13 protein-coding genes and 2 pseudogenes are annotated in these 21,010 nt (G+C 34.4%); 3 read left to right on the top strand and 12 right to left on the bottom strand.

The annotated features are described in order from the left end of the window. The 12 genes and pseudogenes from JJJ02_RS08305 to JJJ02_RS08250 all read right to left on the bottom strand — a co-directional run. On the bottom strand, positions 1-10,408 hold a 10,408-nt coding region (locus tag JJJ02_RS08305; protein WP_240838319.1), incomplete at its 3' end, for a DUF7507 domain-containing protein. 662 nt (positions 10,409-11,070) lie between these two features. Then, positions 11,071-11,808 (bottom strand): 23S rRNA (adenine(2058)-N(6))-methyltransferase Erm(45), encoded by a 738-nt coding sequence (gene erm(45), locus JJJ02_RS08300; protein WP_063844522.1) that lies wholly within the window; start codon positions 11,806-11,808, stop codon positions 11,071-11,073. A gap of 116 nt (positions 11,809-11,924) precedes the next feature. Beyond that, a pseudogene (locus JJJ02_RS08295) lies at positions 11,925-12,007 on the bottom strand (23S rRNA methyltransferase attenuation leader peptide). Between the two features lie 201 nt (positions 12,008-12,208). Further along, positions 12,209-12,739: a hypothetical protein gene (locus tag JJJ02_RS08290; protein ID WP_240838317.1), complete on the bottom strand. Its 531-nt coding sequence runs from the start codon at positions 12,737-12,739 to the stop codon at positions 12,209-12,211. A 347-nt stretch (positions 12,740-13,086) separates the two neighbouring features. Then, positions 13,087-13,341, bottom strand: coding sequence for a hypothetical protein (locus tag JJJ02_RS08285; RefSeq protein ID WP_240838316.1), 255 nt, complete (start codon positions 13,339-13,341; stop codon positions 13,087-13,089). A 359-nt stretch (positions 13,342-13,700) separates the two neighbouring features. Further along, positions 13,701-15,056: a DNA primase family protein gene (locus JJJ02_RS08280; RefSeq protein ID WP_240838315.1), complete on the bottom strand. Its 1,356-nt coding sequence runs from the start codon at positions 15,054-15,056 to the stop codon at positions 13,701-13,703. Further along, on the bottom strand, positions 15,031-15,891 hold the full coding sequence (locus JJJ02_RS08275) for a primase C-terminal domain-containing protein (RefSeq protein WP_240838314.1): 861 nt from the start codon (positions 15,889-15,891) through the stop codon (positions 15,031-15,033). Before JJJ02_RS08275 ends, JJJ02_RS08280 begins: the two co-directional genes overlap by 26 nt. A 139-nt stretch (positions 15,892-16,030) precedes the next feature. Continuing rightward, complete coding sequence (locus JJJ02_RS08270) at positions 16,031-16,321, bottom strand: hypothetical protein (RefSeq protein WP_240838313.1); 291 nt, start codon at positions 16,319-16,321, stop codon at positions 16,031-16,033. After that, on the bottom strand, positions 16,321-16,662 hold the full coding sequence (locus JJJ02_RS08265) for a hypothetical protein (RefSeq protein ID WP_240838311.1): 342 nt from the start codon (positions 16,660-16,662) through the stop codon (positions 16,321-16,323). Before JJJ02_RS08265 ends, JJJ02_RS08270 begins: the two co-directional genes overlap by 1 nt. A 12-nt stretch (positions 16,663-16,674) precedes the next feature. Continuing rightward, positions 16,675-16,950, bottom strand: a complete 276-nt coding sequence (locus tag JJJ02_RS08260) for a hypothetical protein (RefSeq protein WP_240838309.1) — start codon at positions 16,948-16,950, stop codon at positions 16,675-16,677. A gap of 173 nt (positions 16,951-17,123) precedes the next feature. Then, a complete protein-coding gene (locus JJJ02_RS08255) occupies positions 17,124-17,762 on the bottom strand; it encodes a BRO-N domain-containing protein (protein ID WP_240838307.1) in 639 nt (212 codons plus the stop codon). Then, positions 17,762-18,003 (bottom strand): annotated as a pseudogene (locus JJJ02_RS08250) (helix-turn-helix domain-containing protein). The gene JJJ02_RS08255 and the pseudogene JJJ02_RS08250 overlap by 1 nt, the downstream one beginning before the upstream one ends. A 204-nt stretch (positions 18,004-18,207) precedes the next feature. Here JJJ02_RS08250 and JJJ02_RS08245 point away from each other — a divergent pair. The 3 genes from JJJ02_RS08245 to JJJ02_RS08235 are packed head-to-tail and all read left to right on the top strand — an operon-like array spanning position 18,208 to position 20,860. Beyond that, positions 18,208-18,894, top strand: a complete 687-nt coding sequence (locus JJJ02_RS08245) for a helix-turn-helix domain-containing protein (RefSeq protein ID WP_240838305.1) — start codon at positions 18,208-18,210, stop codon at positions 18,892-18,894. A 12-nt stretch (positions 18,895-18,906) separates the two neighbouring features. Continuing rightward, positions 18,907-20,148, top strand: a complete 1,242-nt coding sequence (locus JJJ02_RS08240) for a tyrosine-type recombinase/integrase (protein WP_240838303.1) — start codon at positions 18,907-18,909, stop codon at positions 20,146-20,148. Positions 20,149-20,152: 4 nt separating this feature from the next. Further along, on the top strand, positions 20,153-20,860 hold the full coding sequence (locus JJJ02_RS08235) for a DUF3800 domain-containing protein (protein WP_240838301.1): 708 nt from the start codon (positions 20,153-20,155) through the stop codon (positions 20,858-20,860). Positions 20,861-21,010 lie beyond the last annotated feature (150 nt).

Raw genomic sequence — 21,010 nt, 5'->3', positions numbered from 1 at the left:
GTTCTTCTGTTGTTGGTTTCTCTGTTGTCGGTTCTTCTGTCGTCGGTTCTTCTGTCGTCGGTTTCTCTGTTGTTGCTCCTTCTGTCGTCGGTTCTTCTGTTGTCGGTTCTTCTGTTGTCGGTTCTTCTGTTGTTGCTCCTTCTGTCGTTGGAACTTCTGTCGTCGGTTCTTCTGTTGTTGGTTTCTCTGTTGTCGGTTCTTCTGTTGTTGGTTCTTCTATAACTTCTGCTGGTACTTCTACTGTGTCTGTCGCCGTCGGCGGTGTTAATGTGCCTGGCGGTGTTCCTGTTGTTGTTGCTGTATTTGTGACTTTTCCACCATCGATATCATCCTGTGTCACAACTTTACTTGCTGTGCCTGTCGTTGATTCGCCTGGCTTTAATGTCGTTGACAGTAACGTGATGCCATCCGGGAACATCGGGTCAGTTACGACGACGTCTGTTAATGTTGTTGTACCTGTATTTGTCACATCAAATGTGAACGTGATTGTGTCGCCAACTTTTACGCTTGTCTGGTCTGCTGACTTATCGAGCGTAATCGCTGTTGATCCGTCTTGTGTTACCACAACTGTGTCCTCTGCCGTCGGCGGTGTTAGGTCGCCTGGTGGTGTTCCTGTTGTTAATGCTGTGTTTTCTAGCTTACCTGCGTCTACTTCATCCTGCGTTACGATGTGTGATGCAGTTCCTGTTGTCGATTCTCCTGGTAATAGTGTTGTTTTACCTAATGTGATGTTGCCACCAAACATCGGGTCAGTTACAATCACATCTTTCAATGTTACGTTACCTGTATTCGTCACTGTAAATGTGTAATCTACTGCTTCGCCTGCCACTAATCCAGTTGCTGTTGTTGATTTATCTAATGCGATACTTGCTGCCGGGTTCGTTGGAACCTCTACTGTATCTTCATCTGTTGGTGGTGGGATTTCACCTGGCGGTGTACCCGTTGTTGTTGCTGTGTTCGTTACTTTTCCACCATCGATGTCATCCTGTGTTACCACTTTGCTTGCTGTTCCAGTTGTTGTTTCACCTGGTTTTAATGTTGTTGTTGCTAACGTGATACCGTCCGGGAACATTGCGTCTGTTACGGCTACATCTTTCAATGTTACTGTTCCGGTGTTTGTCACCGTGAATGTATACGTGATTGTGTCGCCAACTTTTACGCTTGTTTGATCTGATGTTTTCTCTAAATCAATCGCTGCCTGTTGCTCTGCCGGTACTTCCACTGTGTCTGTCGCCGTCGGCGGTGTTAATGTGCCTGGCGGTGTTCCTGTTGTCGTTGCTGTATTTGTGACTTTTCCACCATCGATATCATCCTGTGTCACAACTTTACTTGCTGTGCCTGTCGTTGATTCGCCTGGCTTTAATGTCGTTGACAGTAACGTGATGCCATCCGGGAACATCGGGTCAGTTACGACGACGTCTGTTAATGTTGTTGTACCTGTATTTGTTACATCAAATGTGTACGTGATTGTATCCCCAACTTTTACGCTTGTCTGGTCTGCTGACTTATCGAGCGTAATCGCTGTTGAACTATCAGTATCAACAACCACTGTATCTTCATCAGTTGGCGGCGTAACATCACCTGGCGGTGTTCCCGTTGTTATCGCTGTATTTTCAACTTTTCCAGCATCAATATCATCTTGTGTTACTACTTTTGTTGCTGTACCTGTTGTTGATTCGCCTGGTTTCAATGTTGTTGATGCTAGCATAATGCCGTCCGGGAACATTGCGTCTTTCACAGTGACATCCTTCAATGTCACTGTTCCCGTATTAGTTACCGTGAATGTGTAAGTAATTGAATCTCCGACATTTACCAATCGTTTATCTGCTATTTTATCTAACGTAATAGCTGGAGTTCCATCTTGTGTTGTGACAACTGTATCTTTATCTGTCGGTGGTTCTAAATCACCTGGTGGTGTTCCGGTTGTTGTCGCCGTATTTTCAACCTTTCCAGCATCAATATCATCTTGTGTTACCACTTTGCTTGCTGTTCCAGTTGTTGTTTCACCTGGTTTTAATGTCGTTGTTGCTAAACTGATACCGTCTGGGAACATTGGATCTGTTACTATGACATTCGTTAATGTTGTTGTCCCTGTATTAGTTACTTTGAAGTTATACGTTATTGTTTCACCTAATGATAATCCAGTCGCATCAGATGTTTTATCCAATGTGATACTTGTTTTAGCATCTGTAGGGACTGTCGCTGTGTCAGTATCAGTCGGTGGTGTTAAACCTACTGGTGGTATACCAGTTGTCGTTGCTGTGTTAACAACTTTTCCTGTGTCTACATCTGTTTGTTTCACGATATAAGTTGCTACGCCAGTTGTTGACTCACCTGGTGCCAACGTCGTTGTTAATAGTGTAATGCCTTCTGGGAACATCGGATCCGTCACAACAACATTTGTTAATGTTGTTGTGCCTGTGTTCGTTACAGTAAATGTGTAATTAATCGGATCTCCGACATTGGCAATCACTTTATCTGCTTTTTTAACTAAATCAATTGTTGATGTTCTATCTTGGGTAATTGTTACTGTATCTTCAGCTGTTGGCGGTGTTAATTCGCCTGGTGGTGTTCCTGTTGTTGTTGCTGTGTTTATTAATGTTCCAGCATCCACTTCAGCTTGTGTCACTTTATGACTTGCAGTACCAATAGTAGATTGTCCTGGTGCTAATGTTGTTGAATTTAATACTATGCCGCCCGGGAACATTGGATCTGTTACGATTACATCTTTTAACGTTACATTTCCTGTATTCGTTACTTTAAATGTAAATGTTACATTCTCCCCAACAACTAATTCAGTTGATGTAGTCGATTTGTCTAATGCAATGCTTGTCTCAGGTTTCGCTGGCACAACCACTGTATCTTCATCTGTTGGTGGCTTTGAGTCGCCTGGTGGTGTTCCTGTTGCTGTTGCTGTGTTTGTTACTTTTCCAGCATCAATATCATCTTGTGTTACAACTTTTGTTGCTGTGCCTGTTGCAACTTCACCTGGAGCTAATGTTGCTTTGTCTAACGTAATCGCATTAAACATTGGATCTTTTACGACAACATTTGTCAATGTCACGTTTCCAGTGTTCGTCACTGTAAAGGTATACGTGATAGATTCTCCAACTTTAGCTTCCTGCTGTAATGCTGCTTTTTCAATATCAATCGCTGTTGATTGTGTTGCTGGTATATCAACAGTATCAGTTGCTGTCGGTGGTGTTAGACTTCCAGGTGGAGTACCTGTCGCTGTTGCTGTATTTGTTAATTTACCGGCATCAATTTCTGATTGTGTAACTTGATGCGCTGTAGGAGCAACTCCTGTTGTCGATTCACCTGGTTTCAATGTTTTTGAAAGTAATTCTATACCTTCAGGGAACATTGGGTCTGTTACAACAACATTCGTTAATGTCGTCGTTCCTGTGTTTGTAATTTTAAATGTGTAATTGACTTGGTCTCCTGCTTTAATCGTCGTTAAATCAGCTGATTTATCTAAAGAGATTGATGTTGAGCCACTTTGAGTAATTTCAACTGTATCTTGTGCTGTCGGTGGTGTTAGACTTCCAGGCGGAGTACCAGTAGTAATCGCAGTATTTGATAATTTTCCTGCGTCAACATCTTCTTGTGTTACGACGTAAGATGCTGTTCCTGTTGTAAATTCGCCTGGTGCTAAAGTTGTTTTAGCTAGAGTAATATTGCCACTAAACATTGGGTCTGTAACAATTACATCTTTCAATGAAACTGTTCCTGTGTTTGTTACTTTAAAGTCAAATGTTATTGTTTGACCTGCCACTAATCCTGTTGCATCAGTAGTTTTGTCTATTTTAATACTCGTTTTTGCATCAGTTGGTACTTCTACAGTATCTTCGTCTGTTGGTGGTGTACCTGATGGTGGTGTAGCTGTTGTTGTTGCTGTATTTGTAACAACACCCGCATCAACGTCTTGTTGTGTTACTTCTTTAGTTGCTGTTCCCGTTGCTGTTTCACCTGGTGCTAACGTTGTCTTATCTAAAGTAACACTGCTAAACATCGGGTCAGTTACTTTAACATCAGTTAAAGTTGTATTACCGGTATTTGTTACTGTAAATGTATACGTAATATTATCACCTAAAGCGACTGATGTTTTATTAGCTGTCTTGTCAAGATCGATTGTTGATTGCTGGTTAGTTGATACATCAGCTGTATCGGTTGCAGTCGGTGGTGTTAATCCAACAGGTGGGGTTCCAGTTGTTGTTGCTGTGTTCGTTATAACACCTCTATCAATATCTGCTTGAGTTACTACTTTAGTAGCGCTGCCTGTTGTTTCTTCCCCTGGCAATAATGTTGTATTAGTTAAAGTAATACCCTCAGGGAACATTGGATCAGTCACAATGACATCCGTCAATGTCGTTGTTCCTGTATTTTTCACTTTAAATGTATACGTTATTGTTTCACCTAATTTAACGTTGTTACTATCTGTTGATTTATCTAATGAAATTGATGCTGATCTATCAGATGTCACAGTGACAGTATCATTATCAAACGGCGGTTCTAAATCTCCAGGTGGGGTTCCAGTTACCACTGCCTGGTTATCAATTCTACCTCTATCAACATCTTCTTGAGTCGCTACATATTTAATCGTTCCTACCGCTTGTTCTCCTGGCTCAAGTGTTGTTTTATCTAACTCGATATTTTGTCCAGTAAATAAGTCTTCACTGTGTACATTCGTTAATGTGACATTTCCTATATTTGTTATAACAAACGAATAAGTTAATGTATCTCCAACTTTGAATGTTTGTTGATCAACTGATTTAACAATAATAATATCTGGCGTTCCTGTTGCTTCTACTCTATTATCGTCTGTTGCTGTTGGTGGTGTCAATCCAGCTGGCGGTGTGCCTGTTGTTGTTGCTGTGTTGATTATTTCTCCGTTATTTATATCTTCTTGCGTAACGGTATATGATTTTGAAATCGTTGTTGATTCACCTGGAGCAAGTACAGTATCTTCCAGTGTGATTGAGCCACCTAACTTTTCATCAGTAAGTGTGACATTAGTTAGTGTACTCGTTCCTGTGTTGGTAATAACAAATGTATAGTTAATTACATCTCCTGCTTCAGTAACATTGTTTACATCACTCGATTTATCCAAAGTAATATTTGCTGTTGGAGTCGTATTAACAACTTCTATTTCTTCATCAGTTACTTCAGGCCCCTCAGGAGGTAAGCCTGTAACATTTGCTGTATTCGTTATTTCTCCACTTTCAAACTCTTCTTGTGTTACGACATGTTGTAATTGTACTTCTGTCATTTCTCCCGGCTGTAATGTCGTATTATCTAGTTTTATAACACCACCAAACATCGGATCTATTAATTCGATATTAGTTAACGTTACGTTACCTGTATTAAGTATTTCTAAATCGTAAGTTATGACTTGACCTACGTGGTCTACTTCTTGAACATTTGCATGTTTGTGTAAATCAATTTCCGGCTTATGTTCAGTCGGAATATTTACAGTATCCGTAGCTGTTGGAGGTGTTAAGTCTCCTGGCGGTGTACCTGTTACTGTTGCTGTATTATCCACACTTAATGTATTTAAATCAGTTTGTGTAACAGTATGTGTTGCTGTTCCTGTTGTTGACTCACCAGGCAATAATGTTGTCTTTAATAACGTGACACCATCCGGGAACATTGGATCAGTCAAAACTACATCAGTAAGCGTTGTATTTCCAGTATTCGTTACTGTAAAGCTATACGTTATAACTTCCCCAGTTTGCTGGATAACTGTCTGCCCTGCAGTTTTTTCAATAGAGATGCCAGTATTTTGTTTTGTTGGAACTTCTACAGTATCGGTGTCCGTCGGTGGTGTTCCCGATGGTGGTGTACCTGTTACCGTTGCAATATTAACTAATTTACCTGAATCAAATTCTTCTTGAGTTACAACATGAATAGCTGTTCCTTCAGTTGATTCACCTGGTTCAAGAACTGTATTTGTTACTATACGATTACTTGGGAACATCGGATCGTTAATGACTACATCTTTTAAAGTAGTATTTCCTGTATTCGTTACTTTAAAGTTATAAGTAATTGTTTGACCCGCAGCTGTAATTTCTGTTGGATTTGCTGTCTTCTCAATCGAAATACCGTTTGATGTAACAGCCGGTATTTCTAAAGAATCCGTGTCTGATGGATCATCTAAATTATCTGGTGCTGTTCCAACTGCGAATGCTGTATTAGGTAATTTACCGTTGTTAATATCACTTTGTTGTACAGTATATGTTGCTGTCCCTGTTGTTGTCTCTCCAGGTTCCAATGTCGTTTTCTGAATTGTAACAGGTCCCCCAACTAATGGGTCATTCACTACCACGTTTTTCAACGTAGTTGTACCAGTATTCGTTACTGTAAATGTATATGTTACTAATTCTCCAGCTGATTTAATCTCTGTTAAATTCGCTTCTTTTTCTAAATCTATTCCAGTTGTACCTATCGCAGGTACCGTTACTTCGTCTGTTGAAGTTGGCGGTGTTCCCGATGGCGGTGTACCTGTCGCTTTTGCTGTATTATGAATTGTTCCTGCATTCATTTCCGCTTGTGTAACTGTATGTTTCGCTGTACCTGTTGTTGATTCTCCAGGTGCTAATGTTGTTTTAGCTAAAGTAATGCCATCAGGGAACATCGGGTCAGTTACTACAACGTTTGTTAAAGTCGTATCTCCTGTATTCGTTACTGTAAATTGATAATCGATAACATCTCCAGCTTTAGCAACATTTAATGTATTTGTGGCTTTATCAAGATTTATTCCCGGTTTACCGTCTGGTGTAACGATAGCATCATCATTATCAGTAACATTTGTACCTTTTGAATCTTTACCATTAACTGTCGCCGTATTTTTAATCGCATCTTTTGCCATGTCATCAGTAGTCACAGTATATGTGGCTGTTCCTGACGTTGTTTCTCCTGGCGCTAACGTTGTTTTTTGAAGTGAGACATTTCCACCTAACATCGGATCGTTTAATACTACTTCTTTAAGTGTAGTATTACCGGTATTTGTTACAACAAAATTGTATGTAACTTTGTCTCCTTCTTTTACTTGTGTGGCTGTTGTTGTCTTTTCTAACTTAATCAATGGACTAAGCTGTGTTGGAACATCAACTGTATCAGTTGATGATGGTGGTGTGCCTGTTGGTGGTGTGCCTGTTACTGTTGCTGTATTTTTAATATTTCCCGAATCAAATTCGGCTTGAGTTACAGTGTGTGTTGCTGTTCCTGTTGTTGTTTCTCCAGGGGACAACGTTGTATCTTGTAAATTGATACCGTCAGAGAACATCGGGTCACTTACAGTCACATTCGTAAGTGTAACGTCTCCTGTATTTTTTACAGTAAAGTTATAATAAAGCGTTTGCCCAGGCATTGTAACCAACTCATTTTGTATCATTTTATCCAATGTAATGGATGGTGTTGATGTTGGTGTAACTGTTTCAGTATCTTTTGCTGTAACAGTTGTCCCTGAAGGCGGTGTGCCTACAACTGTTGCTGTATTCGCAATGGTTGGATTAAACATATCTTTCTCTGTCACAGTATATTTTGCTATACCCGTTGTTGATTCCCCAGGTAATAATGTAGTTTTAACAAGAGAAACCTCTCCACCTAGCATCGGGTCATTCAATGAAACATTTGTTAAAGTTACATTTCCTGTGTTCGTTACAGTGAAGTTATAAGTAACGATATCTCCTTCTTTAACAACGGATTTATCTGCTACTTTGTCCATAGTAATTGCAGGTGTATCAGGCGTTGAAATCGTCACTTTGCCTTCATCCGTTGGAGGTGTGATGTCACCTGGTGGTGTACCTGTAACTCTTGCTGTATTTACTATATCTCCAGCATTTATATCTTGTTGCGTAACAGTCTTAGTTACTGAAGCTGTCGTACTTTCCCCAGGATTTAACGTCGTTTTACTTAGCGTAATTCCTTGCGGGAACATCGGATCATCCAGATTAATATTGTATAAAGCGATTTCTCCAGTATTAGTTACTGTGAATGTATACGTAATTAGGTCTCCAGCTTTCGTTACCGAAGTTACATTTGATTGCTTTACTAAATCAATCGTTGCCTTTAACTGTTTATTATCCACTGCTAGTGGACTTAGCATTGAAGTTTCTGTTCCTGTAGTGTCTATTTTAACAACAGTATAGCTTCCATCACTATTAATCGTTATTTTATATTTAGAATTGTCTTTAACATAACCTGGTGGTGCAGTTGTTTCTTCAACAATGTATACACCGGGCATTAAATCAGGAGTAATAACTTTTCCAGTAGATGTTGAAGTCGCCGTTACCGGTGTTCCATTTTCTAATTGTACAATTTTTCCAGATGCATCTTCGTAAGTAGTAACTGGTGTTATTTTAAATTCTGCACCAGGTATCCCCTTCTTACTACCGTCAGGTGCAACACCATTCTTCTGGAATGAAATTGGCCAAGGTCGTTGATCCGGTGCATAAACTTTTACTTCATTCGATAATAAGGATTGCTTCGTCGTAGTACCAGAAATTGTAGTTATAATTTCCGCCTGGTTTGGTATGCCGTTCGTTACAATATCAGTATAAAGCGCTCCAGCTTGAGTGAACTCAGGCTTTATCTTTGCTGTTATCAGCACCTTATATTGGTCTCCTAAATAACTTGTAAATGTACCATCTGCATCTGCTGGTAATGTCACTTTAACTTCATTATTTGTTGTTGTAATTGCACTTGATCCTAAAGTAAACGGTACTGATGAAGTCCCGCTTTTATCGAGCGCAATAACCTTAACATCTAAAATTTCTAATCTCGGATCAATCTTATCATAAAGTACTGGACTTGTTGTCCACGCCAATGGTGATCGATTAAAAGCATAGTCATTCGAAAACGAAAATGTTTGTGTCCCGGAATCTAAAGTTGTACTTGGTGTTCTATATGAAGTTTCAGTCGCTTTTTTTACAGATTTTTTTACTGTTGTTTCACAATTAAAATACTGATAAGTATCTGCTTTAGAAGGTCCAAACTTAGGTACGGTTACTTTCTGAGTACCGAAAGTAAGTTCACCGGTTAGTGTGGGTCCTATTTCATCTGCCGTAGGATCCGCATCAATAACAAGTAGATCTGGATTGAGCAGTTGTGTTGTATATTCTAAATTATACTCGGATCCGTCATAATCAAATTGATTAACTGTTATTGTTGAACCATTTTGGGTAAACGTTAATGGAATTCTTTGTCCAGTCGTCTTATTAACAAGCGTCATGGTTTCCATTTTGTACCCAGCAGTTAATGTAAATGTACCTGTAGAACTCACTGCCTGTACCGCGTTACTAATTGCTGCAGATAATTGATTAACAAATACTGTCGGGTCCCCTGTATTAATATAGTAACTTGGATCAGTTGCATAACTTTGTAAAGTGGTTTGAATTTGTGGACGCATCGTCGTTTCATATAGAGGTCCATACTGTGCCATATTAGAGAATGAATTTCTATCTTCTAAGAAACCAACAACAAGTTCTGCATTAGGGTATGATGTCTTAACACTTGTAACTGCAGCTGTTAAATCATTCAATCTTGCTTTCCAGTCCTGCGAAGTTTCGTATTGATAAATATAAGACCATGCACCATTTGCAGAGTCATAAAATTGATCATACACTGTTCCCTGGTAATCATTCACATATTCGTATCTAATAAACGCACCAGTAACAGCATTAAATCTGGCCCAGCGATATTGTGTATAGTATTGACCTAAACTTGAATCGTAGTATGTGCCAACTACAGTACTTACAGATTTAAATTTATCTATGTATGTTTGTTCAAGCGTTGAGTTTTTCTCTATATTACCTGTTTTTGGATTTACATTGACAACACCATCTGTAATTAATACAAATACCGTTTGTCTACCTGTAGCTGCACCAGCTACAGATTTATAATCATTCAGTGCTTGCGTCACACCACTTGGTGTCGGTGTTCCTCCACTAGGTGTAACTGCATTAACAAAACTCTTAACTGAAGTTATATCAGATGTCAGTTTCGAACTGTTTGTTGTTATTTTATAATCACCCTCAGTATATGCATAGTAATTTGTACCTACAGGTGCTTGATAAATATTATTTTTTACACCTTGGAATGTAGTAACCATTGTACGGTCACCATCAGCAGGTTGCACATACTTATCAATAGCTGTATTTATCATGGATTTTACTTTAGGCATATTTGCAGTAAATGATCCACTAGCATCTAGAATAAATACTAAATCTAGCGGTTTTGGACTCAGTGTGACTTTAGGAATAGAAGTAGTGCCTGTCAAAGTCTTTGTACACAAAGCAGGTGGCACACTACTAGTCGCAGCATCGGCTTTATTTTGAGAAATAAACTGTAAGGGTAATGCCATTACAACCATTGCTATCATCAAAATAATCCTGGTTAATTTATTCATATTAGCCTCCTTTATTAACATTGGATTTTAAATTAGACAAAAAAATTACACATTACTAATTTCTATTATCATTAATATTTTATGTGCTAATGGTTCCCTTTTCAATAGCAATATAGTATGTTATTAAGCAGAGAATTAAGAAAATCATATAAAAAATATACCTTTTCCTATAATGATGAAATTAACTATATTTATATAATAAAAAGACATAAACCTGTTTGCTATAAAGGTGTTTTTTTAATTTTTCTATATATATATTTTAATTAATTTTAAAACAAAATTTACTTATAATGTTAATATTGTGTCTTTTTTATGACAATTCGAATAAAGTTTTTCACAAATAAAAAGAGATGTGTTATTTAACAACACATCTCTTTTTATTTTGTTAAGTCTATTCCCACTCAATCGCTAACTGCTATTTTAGAATTTCCTCAGAGTTTCAAAAACCCTTATATCAAGGCTTTGAAGCGATCACTTTTTTAATTTACGTTTCCAGGGGTTGCCCATTGTTTTATAAATCTGCCCATTTTCTGCCCATTTTAATATGCACTTGTGTTAATTTAATAATATTACCTTTGAAAATTTATAAAATAATCACTTTATACTATAATTTATATAAAAAGCCCACCTATTTCAATACTAGAAGGGCTCAATTATTACACTTATTTTCGTGGATTGAATAATATATAACTTTCAAAAACTGATAATACTTGTTCATAACTTATTTTATTAAGGTCTTTTATCCTTGCATGTTTCAATGCTTGATGATACTGATTTTTAGTGAATAATTTTGAATACTCTTTATTAACCCACTTTGATATAAAAAACTCATATTTTTTCTTATGTTTATCTTTTATATCTGATATGTGTCTTGTAAGTTTTATTAAAATACAATTTACTTTTGGCTTTGGGTGAAAACTTCCAGCAGGTATAGGTAACAATTGTTGTATATAAACCTGTGTTTGTAGTTGCAAACTTAGAGTTCTACGAGTATCTATCATTCTTTTGTAGAAACCTTCTTCTACAATAAAATACATCTCAGAAGCTTGGCTTCTAAATACTGCATCTTTCACGATTTGAGTACTTATATTGAATGGTATGTTACCAACTATCTTATATTTTTTTCTATACGGATAATTGAATTGTAAAATATCTTGATTGATTAGAGTAACTCTACTATTATCTTGTAACTTATTCGAAGAAAGTTCATATAATTTTTTATCTAACTCTATTGAATAAACATGCTTACATTTTTCTGCTAATTTAGAGGTCAGATGACCTTTACCAGTTCCAACCTCATAAATTATGTCATTCTCATCTATATTTATTTGTTTCATTATATTAGATAATAATTTTTCGTTTGTAATAAAATTTTGAGTAAACTTAATATTTTGATTCATGTAATCACTCCGATAGTGATTACATCGATAAACAAATAGATAGCTTAATAATTTATATGTAATTTTAATTGCCCTTGGACCTTAACACGAATTGTCATTTAATTCATTTATATTATTTATTTATCTGCGTAATCACTGTTTTTTGTTTGTATAAAACAGTAGATAATTTATCTACATTACGCATAATGAACACTAGCATGACTATCCCTCCTTAAAAATTACATATATTTAGTATTATTTCAGCTATAGAAATGATTATAACAAATATACATAAAAGAATATATCTATTATTAATGTTGAATACTATTTACTAACAACTTATAAAAAACAAAATTACGAATAATAACATTTATATTGCTAAACTATTTTAAATAAGATTTTTTACTTATTAATTTAACAATTAATTCCCTGTTCTTTTAAGCAATGTTCCTACCATTGCTATAAATTTTTTTTGTGCCTTTAATTGTGCCTTTTCATATTTGCTCTTTATTTTCTCATACGTTTTATAATGCATGTTTTTAGGTTTCCAAGGACATGGCGTATGTGTGATTGTATCTAATTTAAAATTAGGATCTAACATTCTACCGTATCTATATAATAGGTGTGCTTCATAGTCCATCTGTGTTTTAGTTGCCTGTTGTGATATGTAATTGAGTTCCAGGCAATGCCTACAACCTGTAATATTATCTTTAGTCGGGTTTGGCATTGTATAAATTTTTGAAATACGCTCACCGCATTTATAACACCTAAAGAAGTATCTAATACCATATCCAACCTTTACACCTTCTACATAGCACGGAATTTTAAAATTAGTAAAATCAAGCCCTTTCTTTTGAACACCTGTAAACTTTTCACCTGTCACTTCCATATCATCTATACATATTTCTAGTAATTCTTTGGTGTACCATTTCCTTTGACCTGTATAAGCCATGTTATCCCTCCATTTTTTCTTATATACGTGGAAACACCTAAATATATTGAGAAATTTAAGTTTTCTTTGTGAAATACTATTGTTAAAAACTCCTCAAAAATTAGCATTTATTTGCATTAAAAAATTGAATAAAGTCAGTAATATCAATGTTTGAAACGGTTTTTTCTAATGTTAATTATTTGTTTGTGAAATTGGTGTGCAAACTTATTTTTTAAAAAGCATTTTAAATCATTGATACATAACGGTTTATAGCTTACATTTCGTATCTTTTTATGGATATATGCACATTTTTGACTAGTAAATAAGACCTTAATACATGTATATGTGTATTAAAGTCTTATATATTTCTATACTTCTCTTCCAGGTGCTTTATAGCACACTAGAATTTTACTAGTAAAGCCACCGCTTTCCTCATCAAAATCACCATTTATCATAGGTGTGATACTGTAAATTGTATGATCAATTAAGAAGCGGTTTAATCTTTCTTGAAATTCTTTTTTATTCTCATAACGTTTTGTTTCAGTCTTATCAAATATAGGGTTATAGTATGGCTTTGTTTCTACTCTTTCTTTTTCAAATATCTCCACTTGTACATTTTCCAATTGCTTTGTACCCCCTTTAATATAAAGATTTATTTTTTCTACAGTATTGACCGCTCACCGTTCTTATATATTAACTTTTTCAATTGAGGTATAGGGGGCGTGTATTCCACTTATGTGGTGGTACATTATTAAAAGTGGTGGTACATTTAAGCCCATCATATCAACGTTTATAAGCAATGTACCACCGGATAACGTTTTTTTTGCCCAAAACCTTTATATATATTATTTATTCCTACTTACTACTTTTATAAATATATTAGTTTTCCGGTAACAAGTGGTTATGTGGTGGTACAAATCGCATTTAAGCCCATCATACCAACGTTTTTTGTACCACTACTTGTACCACGTGTATTCTACTTCTATTCTACTTTTTTATAAATTCTTATTGTTTTTGGTATCCCATTCACACGTTTAGATGATTGTTTTACTTCTAATCCATACGCCTTTTCTAATTCTTGTGTTAAATACCTAGCCGATTTCTTTTTCAATCCGTTGCGGTCTAACCAAAATGAAAATTGTTCAAATACTTCTTGCTTATCTTGGTTTAAAACTTTGTTTATACCTACATCTTCCACAAACTCAACCACAATATTATTATCTTTTTGGTAGTCCTGTAGTGCCTTCTTGACCGCTTCCGGCTCTGTAAATTCTTTAGTAGCTAGTAACCTATCTAGCCCCTCTATCGCTAAATTAAATAGGTGTGAGCGTACTATATGATTATCTAACTTCTCATTAATGGATAAATCTAAATTACCTTTATCCTTACTAAATGTATTCATAAAAGGTATAATAATTAACCTTCTATATAACCCGTGTGTTGTGTCTTTAATATTAGGTAGTTGGTTACTTGAATACATCAAAGTAGCATAATTTTTAAGGGGTAACGGTTCCTGGTACTTCCTATTACAATTGATTGGATCACCTGTAACTAACTTCTTAAAGTTTTCACTTTCTTCTATTCTTGAAGCGGAAATATCATCACCTATAGCCACCATTTTATTAAGTAGTCCAAATAACTTAAATTCATGTTGTGTATCATGTAGGCTTAGTGGTGTTATGTTATCTTCACCAAAGAATTGATATAACAATGTAAACCATGATGATTTACCGTTGCTACCAGGGGCGTATAAGATAAAGCATTTTTGCATAAAGGCACTAGCATATAAGCCATACCCTACGCTTTCTTCTAGTAGTTTCCTGATTGATTTATCATTATTTGATATTTCATTCATAAAGGTATTTAAGTCTTTGCTATAGGCTTCCTTATCGTAAATAACCGGTATATGATTAGTTATCACATAGCCATCATGGTTAGGATCTAATTTCTTAGTTTCAATATCAAACACACCATTTTTAAGTGAAATATAACGTGGGCTAGACCTTTTACCTTGTTTAGCCCTAGCCATGATACTATAACATACTTCTTTTCTTTGGCTTTCTGTTATACCTGGCATATCTTTAACTATAATACGCCTAAACTTATTCATATCTATATACACATAATGTGTTTTTTCAAAGTAATGTAAAGCGTCTGTATCAAGAATTACAAATTGATAGCGTTGTAACATGTATTGAGCGAACTCATCATGTAGGAATGTCCTACCATCAAAAAAAGCCGATACACCTTTTTCAAATCTTGTTATTTTAGATCCGTGTTCCTTTCTTATCTCACTTGCAAACTCTATTAATTCAGTTGGCTTCTGTTTTTGTGTCATATGTTATTATTTTCCCTCCCCCTTTGATATGTGTTCTTATAATGCTATCTAAAGTTGTTTGAAACTCTTTATCTGTCATTGGCTCATCATTGGATTGGTTCCAACACCACAATAAACCTGTTACCGCTTCTATAGGCACACCTCTATATAACAATAGCCCTGTTATACTTGCTAAACTGCTATTGCGTTGCCCTTTTCCTACCCCATAACAAATACTAGACCACCAACTAACATCACGTTTAGGGGGGTTAACTGAAAAACTAAAATCATTCTTTGGGGTATTGTGTTCAATCGCTTTTATTAAAGTATCCGTATTGAGTAGCGTTGTCTTACTATATTCAAATACTCTATGTGATTGTTCTGACTTCAATACCTGTCTTGCTTGTGCTTGGCTAAGTGCTTTACAACTTTGGTCGCATGTCACACCTAATACTTTATCTATTTCATCAATAGCATACTTATAGTATTCATTTTGAAGTGGTTTAGATAATGGTATGACTAGCCTTAATCTAGGGTTATCATTAGTATGATTATGAGTAGAAAACAATATATAACTAGCCTTAAATTTATCTTTAATGATTTGTGGTAAATCTGTACCAGGTGCTAGATCATCATAATCAATGACAAGGCAATGTTTATTTATGATATTACTGTCGTTTCTATGGCTATCTGACATCTCACCTAATATAAACAAACCACCTTCATACTTATTACTTGATACCGTACTATATTCTAAATACTTTACTAAGTCATCAAAGGTAAATGCTTCACTGCCTTTATATGATTGGGCTTTTAAATTACCGTAATGATTTACTACAAAATTAGTATTTTCCATAATTCCACACACCCTACACATGTTATAATTAATACAAAGGGCTTCACCTTTCTGATAAAATACAAGTAAGGACTATATAAAATAGTCCTACTTTTTGTGGGCTTAGTTACATAACTGCTTTGGTCGGTTGATTATGTAACTAGGCTTTTTTATGATTAAATAACAGTAATCTATTAAATATGCTTCTTTTTTTCGGCAATATTCTAAACCTACTCATTTCTTTATGCATTTTTTCCGTTTCATTTTTAGATTGTAAAAGTATTGTTTTTTCTAATGATTTGAGTACAAACATTTCTTTATCGTTTCCATCAAATGTATTCTTCGTATCTTCAATTTCATTTAATACATCTTTATAACCTTCTAAGACACCTGTATAAAACGCTTGTGTCATTCCGGCTCTTGCAACAGTTGGTAATATTTCTTTTTTCATTATTCTTCCTCCCATAAGTCATTCATTGATATATAATTGCTTAATTCCGCATTGATCATAAAAAGTACTTCACCTAAGTTGTAAATTGCATTTATACGCTCTATATCAGTACTACGCTCAAGTTTCATCTCTTTAGGTGCTATAAAGCTAATTACTTTACATATATCTTCAATGGCTAAATATATTGCTTTTAAAGACATATCACCCTCTATACTTTGTTCCTGGAATGATTTAATATTGTCGGATGTCTTAATAAACTGCTTAACCGCTTCTAATTCAGTTGTTACATCTGAAAACATTACCATTTTGCTAAACTCAATCATGTTATTTACTTCTTGCATTGTTTTGACCTCCTACAAATATTTTTTATGCTTACTTCTTAAAAACTCTACAAATGTATCTATGTGTACAAGCGTCATTGTTGCGGATACATCAACACATATACGCCCTTTAAATTCCGGCATTTCTTCGGCTTCTTTAATGAAGCGGTAGCATGTTGCTTTACTTACATTGAATAGCTTCGGAAGGGTACTGATTTTACAATAAATCATCTTAACCGCTGCTACTTGTTCATCTTTTAATACCGTATTGCTAGGGTGTGGCGTTTGTAACTCTATTACATTAGTCATTTAATGCACCTCCATTGTATTTTTTATATGCTTCAATTGTGAAAAATCCTAACATACAAAAATAGATGATCATGTATTGATTATTTATATTATTGGTTAGTGTGTCGCTAATACACAAGGATATAAAACAATACACAATCAACTTTAACGCTAGTAACATTCTAAACACCTCCTTAAGCGGTTTTAACTTGATTAAGAATACTATCGTAAATAGTTTTTGAAATTGATAAGTTCAATTTATATTTTTCATTCATAATCATTAAGTTGGTTACTTCATCAAGTAATTTCTGCCTATCTTGTAACATGTCCGGTGTCATTTCTTCTTTTTTAATTGATTTATCAAAACCATACATGATACTAATAGCCTTATTAGTGATTGAATTAGCTTTGATACTGTTGTACTTTACCGCTTCTTTATCCTCACTTCTAAGGGCTTCATACAAACGTTTCATGGCTTCTTTTTGGTGTTCCTTATCTAACATTCTGAACACCTGGAAGCCTTCCAAACCGTTGTTATGGCGTAATTCCTTAATAACCTCAAATATCCATTGTTTAAATGCTTCCGCTTCCGGTTTCCTGCTTTTAAACACTAAATTATAGATATTGATTTCATTAATCACATTCACAATTTGAGTACGACCCATATTGTCTATGAGGTCGCTAATTGCTACCCCATTTTTATTTAACTTTTTAATAGTGTCATTGTGGTTAGAATATCCCAACGCTTCAGTTACATCTCTAGCAACTGCCCACCATTCTGAATTAACTTCAATGAAGCGGATATTATGACCGTTCCATATTTCTGTTTTCATTAGTTAGCCTCCTTATTATTGTCTTCATTATTTTTTACATCAATATATGGATCTATTCCATAAAATTGATTAGGTGTAATCTCTAAATAATCACACAATTTTGTAATTGTCTTAGTATCTGGATTTTCTGTTATTTCATAATACAAACCGTGTAAAGTTGTTCTACTAATACCGGTATCTAAACTAACTTTAGATATTTTTTTCGTTTAGCCCCTAAAATCATACTTAATGAATTCCTCATAAGTCACCTCCAATTGATGTTTCCAACAACTTTTTGAAGTATATTTACTACATTTCGTTTTGTTATTGTTATTAATATATATTTTATTATTTTGTTCGTCAACTGTTTTGTAGTGTTTTTACTACATTTTATTATTGGGGTTGTACATTTTGTCCAAAAAGAATTATAATTAAAAAAGATTAATAGTAAAAGGAGATAGTATATATGATTAGAAATAAATTATCCGACTTAATGGGAGAGAGAAGGCTCAAAATATCTAGATTGTCATTAGAAACTGGTATTGCTAGAAGTACTTTAACGCCTATTTATTACAATCAATCTGAAATGATAAAGTTAGATACAATCAATAAACTATGTATTTATTTTGGTATAAGTGCTTGTGATTTTTTTGAAAATAATAATTTCGATTTTGAATATTCTATAGTTGAAGATGAATTAATAGGATATGAACAAATGTGGATAAGAGAAGATAACTTAGATTTACAATTCTATTTAAATTTCTCAATTTACATAAAAATTATTGAAAAAAATAAAAATGAAGTAATTGAGGTAAATTGTCATACTACTCCCAATACAACAATCTCCGATCAAGTAGTTTATATAGATTATTTAAATAACGGTAACGGTGGACATGAAGAAACAATTTCAAATATTCATTATGAAATAACTTCTAAAGATGATTATAAAGATGTATTTGCATATTATATAGAACAACTATCACCAGGGATGTTAGAAGTTGTGAAATCAAATATCGAAAAGTTTATCAAAGAGGCTTTAATTAATAAATTCACCGATACCAATATAAGAAATGATTATTTTGGGAATGATTTTCATATGTCACTAGAAGATGTTTTCAAAAAAGCTAATTATACAATTACAATAAATAAATAAGGAGGACTAACAATGTGGTGTGAAGCGTTCCAGGACAAGAACGGTATAACTAAATACCGCTTCATAGAGAAGTATAAAGACCCTTTAACAGATAAGTGGAAGCGTACTAGTGTTGTAATGAATAAGAACACTAAGCCATCACAAAAAGAAGCGGAAAGACAGTTAAATGAGAAGATACAAGCCAAACTTAACGACAAAACACCATCAACACTTAAAACTCTCACTTTCCACCAGGCATGTGATGAATGGTTTAATAACTATAAAATCATATCGGGATCTAAACAATCGACTATATCCACTAAGTATTACAAAGTTGAACACATTAAGCGTAATATCAGTAAAGATATACTAGTCAAAAATATGACTACTGAAACCTTCCAGAACTTCATTACTTCCGCTTCTAATGACAATCTAAGCCACAAAGTAATTAAAGACGCTATGAGTATTGTTAGAAATATCATGAAGCATACACAAAAACGTTATAAACTTGATGATATATCGTACTTAGAAGATGTAGTAATACCTAAACAAGCCAAAACTAGAGATGAAATAAAGGCTAAGCGTGAAAACTATTTAGAGATGACTGAAATACAATTAATCGTGGATAAATTAAACGATATGGCTACTTCTAAACGTGCCGGATACATGAAGTTATCATTTATCATGACTGCTTATATCGTTGAGTTTATGGCCTTAAATGGTATGCGTATTGGTGAGTGCCTGGCAATACAACCGGATAATATAGACTTTGACAAAGCTACTTTAGAAATAGATGGTACGATACACTGGGTTGATGATATAGATGGAATTGGTTTCGGTGTAAAAGATACGACAAAGACGGAAGCGTCATATAGAACAATATCACTTACTACAAGAAGCATTGATATATTGCGTAAAGCTATACTAGAGAATAAGAAGGCTAAGCAGTGGGATAGCAATTACAACGATAGAGGGTTTATATTTACTAATCATTATGGTAACCCTATGGCTTTATCATCTGTAAACCGCAATATAAAGATAGCAGTAGAAAGCATAAAGGATAAAGACGGTAAACAAATCATTACAAAGCATGTTACAACTCATACACTAAGACATAGCCATATATCATTATTAAGTCAATTGGGTGTATCTCTTAAAGCAATTATGGAACGTGTGGGGCATACAGATCATAAAACAACATTACAAATATACAGTCATGTTACTGAACAAATGGATAAAGACATGATGAGTAAACTAGAAGCGGTGGGAAGGTAAAAATATGCATTTAACATTCTATGGAGATGAATCTGGATCTATATCATGTCATAAACATTTCACTTGTCGTTATTTTTTTATCGGTATGATATCAACAAATAATACAAAAAAAGTGAAGCGTGTATTCAGAAAAGCTAAAAAAGACTTCATAAATAATAACGAAGTAGAATTAGATTATACTACCGAAATAAAAGGTTCTGACATGCCTTTGGAAATGAAGATTGATTTAATTAATGAATTAATTAAGAAAACTGATATTAAATTTTACTATATAGCGATTGATAACTTTTATTTAAGTGAGAGATTACAAAAAAACCCTCACGTTACATACAATTATATGATGGGTATATTTTTCAAAGACAATTTTTTATCATCATTAAAATCCATTCATTTAATTTTGGATGAAAGAAATAAATCTGTTAAAAAACTAAAAGATTTAGAACATTATCTACAAACAGAATTGATTGTGGAAACTGAAATAGAACAAGTCAAGGTAGATTATGAAGACTCTGCTAAATACGATTTGATACAGGTAGCGGATATATTCAACAATTTGTTATATAATTACGGTACCTTCTACATGAATGCAAGAAAAGAAGATGCTATTAATATTAGAAATCATTACTTAGAATTATTTAACAATATGAAGCCTAGGTTTATTGCCCGAACAAACTTTCCTCAAAGCAAAAGTATGTTTAGACATCCATTTTGATTTTTTATACTTGCTTATATTATATTACAGTGCTATTATAATCATAGTATCGCTCATAATTCTTTAGTATAGTGTGAACAATGTCAACTGACTATCATAAGCTACCTGTGTGGTAAGCCACGCTAAAGTCGAGGATACTATTTAATATTA

The sequence above is a fragment of the Macrococcus sp. PK genome, from assembly GCF_022501545.1.
Lineage (GTDB): Bacteria > Bacillota > Bacilli > Staphylococcales > Staphylococcaceae > Macrococcoides > Macrococcoides epidermidis.
Note: the sequence above shows the minus strand (reverse complement) of the source record. Positions and strands in the feature narration are given on the sequence as shown.